Origin of the sequence: Gillisia limnaea DSM 15749, from assembly GCF_000243235.1 — a bacterium.
In the GTDB taxonomy this organism is placed as follows: domain Bacteria; phylum Bacteroidota; class Bacteroidia; order Flavobacteriales; family Flavobacteriaceae; genus Gillisia; species Gillisia limnaea.
In genome coordinates this window covers 1-4,559 of the sequence record NZ_JH594605.1, presented here as the reverse complement: position 1 = coordinate 4,559, position 4,559 = coordinate 1, and the positions used below count along the sequence as shown (strand labels likewise).

At 34.7% G+C, this 4,559-nt stretch carries 3 protein-coding genes and 2 pseudogenes; all 5 read right to left on the bottom strand.

Translation table 11 applies throughout. The features are described from left to right. A pseudogene (locus tag GILLI_RS00030) lies at window positions 1-338 on the bottom strand (transposase); the annotation flags it as partial. 831 nt (window positions 339-1,169) lie between these two features. Beyond that, a complete protein-coding gene (locus tag GILLI_RS00025; RefSeq protein ID WP_006987060.1) occupies window positions 1,170-1,655 on the bottom strand; it encodes a hypothetical protein in 486 nt (161 codons plus the stop codon). A gap of 143 nt (window positions 1,656-1,798) precedes the next feature. After that, window positions 1,799-2,629: a prolipoprotein diacylglyceryl transferase gene (lgt, locus tag GILLI_RS00020; protein ID WP_006987059.1), complete on the bottom strand. Its 831-nt coding sequence runs from the start codon at window positions 2,627-2,629 to the stop codon at window positions 1,799-1,801. Window positions 2,630-2,795: 166 nt separating this feature from the next. Continuing rightward, on the bottom strand, window positions 2,796-3,530 hold the full coding sequence (locus GILLI_RS00015; RefSeq protein ID WP_006987058.1) for a hypothetical protein: 735 nt from the start codon (window positions 3,528-3,530) through the stop codon (window positions 2,796-2,798). Window positions 3,531-4,220: 690 nt separating this feature from the next. Further along, window positions 4,221-4,559 (bottom strand): annotated as a pseudogene (locus tag GILLI_RS17815) (transposase); the annotation flags it as partial.

Sequence of the window (4,559 nt, the reverse complement as noted above, 5' to 3'; positions counted from 1 at the left end):
ATTGTCCTTTCTGAAGTTGGCAATGGTATTGTGATCCGGGGAAAGGTTGTTCAATGAGCCACATCATTTCAATGTTGCGCCTGCATTCCTTCTCCAAAAATCCGGGAGGAACGTATCCGGTTCAAATACCCATAGATGAACAATTTAAGCAGTACCGCAGGGTGATAAGCGGGTCTTCCTCCTTCGGGAAAGCGTACCTTAAAACCCATTTTTTCCAAATCAAGGCTGTTGACAAAGAGCTCGATGGCACGGACTTCATTCTCTGTCTCAATACTTTCTTCTAATGAAACAGGAAACAAAGCAGCTTGTTTCCGATCTTTTCCTATAATAAATTTCATAGCATGAAGATACCCAAAGTTCTAAAAAGAACGAAAACGATCCTGAAAAAGTAGTCAACAAAGTTATTAAGAAAAAGGAAGGTTTTTAGACAGTCTGACGGTCTTGGTTAAGCCAAGTGGCGTGGAGTAGGGACACGTTTTTGTCGGCTTAGTTGTTTATTTCTTGGTGACTAAAATATTACTTTTTGTTGAAATACCCGCTATTTGGGCTTAACCGATGTTGTGGCTAGTAGCTTTTATCCGAGTAAGCATTTTTTTTATAAATATTGTCATTTTAATCCTCACTGATTTTGTCACTTTTCACATCTGAGCGATGTCAGCGAATTATCTTTAAAATCATTCAATTATTTGTAGCTAACAATCCTGAGTAAAAGTCAGAATAAGAACTCAAATCTTCGGTTCGAGTAAAAGTCAGCGAAAATCTTTTAAACCAGTTTTGTTCTTTAATTCTCATTTTCATTTGACTTTTTCACGTCCGAGTAATTTCAGCGATTTATCTTTAAAATCATTCAATTTTTGTAGCTAACAATCTTGAGTAAAAGTCAGAATAAGAACTCAAATCTTTTAGGTTTGAGTAAAAATCAACGAACTCCATTTTAATCATTTTTCAATCTTTTAAATTCAGCGCAACAGTTCCAGGAGTTGTCCACATTTTAGTAACCTTTCCGCAAAATCCATTTTAATTTCCAGAAGCCCGTTTTATTGCATGCAACGTCTCGTATAAAAACAGTGCGAGCTGGCGAGCGTGATTGTCCGCAGGACAATCAGCGCAGCAAGCGAGCAAGGAATTTGGATTCGAGATTGGTTTAAGCATTGTTTTTATACATTGTTCTACACCGTTTTTTCTTCTTTTAAATACCTCAAGTTGAACAAAGCTTGTGGATCTTTTTCGTTTAAAGAGGTTATTTTGTCAAGGATTTTTTTCATTTCTCTTCCTAAATAAACAGGATCATCTGTTTCCTCTATAAACTTAGCAAAAGTCCGAATCGGTGTTTCTTCAAACATTTCGTTCTGTTCTAATAGAGTCAGGTCCGAATTTTTGTAAAGGATATATTTCTCGTTCTTCTCAATATCCTTTTGATCAATTATAAAAAATATTACAAATCCGTTTCTGAATTTAGCTTTATCGACATCGAATATTTTAAACCAGGAGGGAGTTTGTCTTAGCGAATCAACTTGAATAATAATTTCACTTTCTCTAATTAATTCTAACTGCACTCTTTGCCTCTTGCTGTCTCCAATGAATTTACCGACAAACTCAGTAGCACTTCTTGGCTTTTTAGTTAGAGCATTCTTAAAGGTATCTAAAAATCTCATATTTCTTTTTGCTTGAGTAGGTCAAATGGTGTAGAACGTTTATGTATATGAGCTGTGGCGTGTTTCAGCACGAACCTCTCCAAATATAAACTAACTTTTGGAAATCCATAAATTTTCCAAATAGGCACAGACCAAGCCATAGCTTATATACTGTGTTGTACACTGGGCTTTTTCCTCGCAAGTATTAAAATCAGTCCGATAATTATAAAAGGAACGCTCAAAATTTGTCCCATATTAATTAACATTCCGCTTTCAAAATCGACTTGATTTTCTTTAAAAAACTCGATTATAAATCTTGCTAAAAATATCAATACTAATGCTAATCCTAAAATCAGTCCGTTAGATTTTTCCTTTTTCTTCTTATAGATTAGCACCAATATCCCAAATATTAAAAGATATGAAAATGCCTCATATAGTTGAGTTGGATGTCTTGGTATTAAATCATCTCTTTGAAAAACTACTCCCCAATTTCCATTTGTTGGTTTTCCATAAATTTCAGAGTTCATAAAATTCCCAAATCTGATAAAGGCCGCAACTATTGGTGCAACAATTGAAATTTTGTCTAAAACCGATAAAAAATTTGTTTTATACTTTTTACAATAAATTCCGATTGCTATTAACACTCCAATTGTTCCTCCGTGACTTGCCAATCCTTGAAATCCGATGAATTGATAAGAATCGCCAATTTTTTTAATTGGTAGTAAAATTTCGAGTGGATTTGCAAAATAGTATGAAGGGTCATAAAACAAACAATGTCCAAGTCTTGCTCCTAAAAGTATTCCAACAACAACGTAAATAAATAACTTGTCTAAATTTTCGATTGGTATATTTTCTTTAGCGTAAATACGCTTCTCAACATAAAATGCTAAAAGGATACCAATCATAAAAAACAAGCCATAATATTTCAAAGGAAAAGATTCTGTTATCCAAAAAATTACTGGGTCAAGATTCCAATTTATAATTCTATCGTTCATTCGTTATCGTGAGTTTTTTCAGCCTTGTGTACAACGGTCTTGTTTAACGCAAGTGGCGTGGAGTAGGGACGCAAACTTGTCGGCTTAGTTGTTTTTTACTTGATGTCTAAAATAACACTTTTCAGCAGAATGCCCGCTATTTGCTGTTAAACGATGTTGGGCAAAGTTATTCTATCACTCTAAACCCTCTATTTTCATTTCTTTTTTCAAACGATTCCTTAATATTCCACTCCATTATTTCTTCCTTGGTTGTAATCCGCCAGTTATTACATTCAAAATAACCTTTAACATTTCTATCTTTTTCAAATAAGCCAAAATCTTCTTCCAAGACTATTTTAAAATCACCGTAGATGTCCGAAGCTATTGAGTAGTCAAATTTCGATATTTGAATCTTGTAGCTTTTAATTGAGGTGGAATCAAAATACTTTTCATCATACTCAGGATCCGTAGATTTAGATAGGAGACGGATGTTTTGTATGAGACTATCTTTTATTTCAATTGTCAAAAATTTGAACTGACCGTTTATATCATCTAAATATCCTAAGTCAATTAGTTGTAAAACCTTATTCGATTTTCTGTCTGTTTCTTTAAGCGTATCTAATTCTTTTTTTGTTGGAATTGCTGTCGTTAATTGAATTTTTATTGTGTTGTTCTTTTTATCCTTTTGACAAGAACAAAATGCAATGATACTATCTCTCTTTTTTCCATCAGTAAGAGTTATAAAATAGGCTGGGCCTTTTCTGATTAAAGTGGAATCGCGAATTAAGGTATCAATTTTTCTGTCAGTTTTTGGTACTTCTTTTTTCTCAACGTAATCATCTAAATCGATTTTTTTATCAGGTTTTTCATTTTTACAACCTATAGTCAGAATAATTAAAAATATTAAAACGTAATTTTTCATAATAATTTTGCCCAACGTCTGCGTATAAGCGCCGTTTTTTTTCAAATGGCGCTTATGCGCCGTTGCGTGCAGTAATTTAGCATTATTTGGTTAATAATGCGAATCAAAAATTACGAAGTCAGACGGGTGCTACAATAATTTCTTTTAAAATGGATTTTATTTTTACTTATGTGTCTTTATCCTCTCGCGCTGGATAAAGCATCGTTGGTAAAAAATTCGGGCTACGAGTCCAACTCCTGGAATTAAACTGTAAAATTACCGGAAATCCTCCATAGAAAATATGGTTTCTTTCCGCTACCTTTCCTCAGACTTTGGTACGTGTCAACGTTCTGATAGTAAAACTCTCAACGATTTCAATCGCACAAGTCTGAAAAAGGGAGCCTTCCTTTGTCCGCTCCCTTGATTTAATTCCAGGAGTTGTCCACATTTTAGTAACCTTTCCCCAAAATCCATTTTAATTTCCAGAAGCCCGTTTTATTGCATGCAACGGCAGTCTGTCTAATAACCTTAGTAGTTCTGCCAATTTCGGACTAAAATAAGCCTTTTTGTAGCAGGCTTAAAAATAAAGTGGGAATTATGGATGTTGTAATTAAAAGTGAGGATGAACACCAAAATTGTTCTACACCCGTTCATAAAGGTAGAAAAATAAGCATAATTGGGTTCCAGTACCCCTTTCAATGCTTTTTCACCTATCAGATTTAATATGCGTCTGAGATTATAAGCAATAAAGATAAAGCCAACATCTGCAGAGGCCCCGTTTCTTTCCTTTCTTGGAAAGGATATGATCAAAACCCCATTGTCTTTTCATGGTTCCAAAGGGATGTTCTACAATTGCTTGCCTGCGGCGGTACAATTGGGGATCAGCCTCCATATTTTTTTTATTTTGTTCATAAACAGGAGTGTAAATATTCCTTGCCAGGATCCTCGCGTTTTTTGCCGTCGTACATAGCTCGCGAACCGGGCAGCCTTTGCAGGCTTTTGTTTTATACTGCTTGAATTTCGATTCGTTGGATTTCCCACGGTGGTTGA

Excerpts from the sequence above, each read along its gene's own strand:
- GILLI_RS00015 (WP_006987058.1), bottom strand. The coding sequence starts at position 3,530 with ATGAAAAATTACGTTTTAATATTTTTAATTATTCTGACTATAGGTTGT.
- lgt (WP_006987059.1), bottom strand. The coding sequence starts at position 2,629 with ATGAACGATAGAATTATAAATTGGAATCTTGACCCAGTAATTTTTTGG.
- GILLI_RS00025 (WP_006987060.1), bottom strand. The coding sequence starts at position 1,655 with ATGAGATTTTTAGATACCTTTAAGAATGCTCTAACTAAAAAGCCAAGA.